Origin of the sequence: Streptomyces thermodiastaticus (assembly GCF_014656135.1) — a bacterium.
In the GTDB taxonomy this organism is placed as follows: Bacteria; Actinomycetota; Actinomycetes; order Streptomycetales; family Streptomycetaceae; genus Streptomyces; species Streptomyces thermodiastaticus.
In genome coordinates, this window is record NZ_BNBV01000077.1 from 1 (window position 1) to 966 (window position 966).

Sequence of the window (966 nt, forward strand, 5' to 3'; positions counted from 1 at the left end):
CCGGTTCCGGGTGTTGGTGGCCGGTCGGGTGGCCTTGAGTGTGTGGTGCCGGTCGTGGCTGTGGCGTCACGGGCGGGTGCCTGTGGTGGCCTGGCCGGGGTGACCGGAGAGGTCCGAAGAGTGTCCCGGGGGTTGGTGCCCGGGTGGGGGCCGGCCGTGGCCGGCCCCCCTTTTTTTTGTTTGTGTGTGTGGGTTATTCGGTGGGGTGGGTGAGTTCGATGGTGTGGTTGTCGATGCCTTGGCCGGTGATGGTCAGGGCGGTGGCGACGGGCGGGTAGCCGGTGGCGATGACGGTGTATTCGCCGTTGTCGAGGTCGGTGAAGGCGTAGGCGCCGTCGGGGCCGGTGGTGGCGGTGGCGATGACGTTGCCGGCGGCGTCGACGAGGGTGACGCGGGCGTCGGCGAGGGGGCCGTGGGGGGCGGTGACGGTGCCTTGGAGGGTGGCGCCGGCGTCGAGGGTGATGTCGATGCGGGTGATGCCGGTGCCGGTGATCTCGACGGGCAGGGCGCGGGGGCGGTGGCCTGCGGCGTTGACGGCGACGGTGACGGGGCCGGGGACGAGTTCGGTGAAGGTGAACTCGCCGGTGTCGCTGGTGGTGCCGGTGGCGAGCAGGTCGCCGCGGACGTCGGTGACGATGACCATGGCGTCCTTGACGGGGTGGTTGCCGTCGGTGGTGCGGACGGTGCCGGTCAGGCCGCTGGTGCCGCTGAGGAGGATGTCGTAGGTGACGGGGTCGGTGTTGACGGCGATGGTGGAGGCCTGGGGCTGGTAGCCGTCGGCGGAGGCGATCAGGACGTAGGAGCCGGCACCGGGGGCGTCGAGGGTGTAGGAGCCGTCGGTCTGGGCGATGGAACGGCCCAGCTGGCGGCCGGCCAGGGAGATCAGGGTGACCGCGGCGTGGGGGACGGGGGCGTCCTCGGCACCGCGGATGTGACCGCGAACCGGCACCCCGCCACCGCTGCTGC

Annotated in this window: 1 protein-coding gene; it reads right to left on the minus strand. The window is 71.9% G+C overall.

All coding sequences use genetic code 11. From position 1 onward, the window contains the following. Positions 1 to 193 precede the first annotated feature (193 nt). Positions 194 to 966, minus strand: a 773-nt coding sequence (locus IE286_RS26900; RefSeq protein ID WP_189799363.1) for an MSCRAMM family protein, incomplete at its 5' end; no start/stop codon positions are given.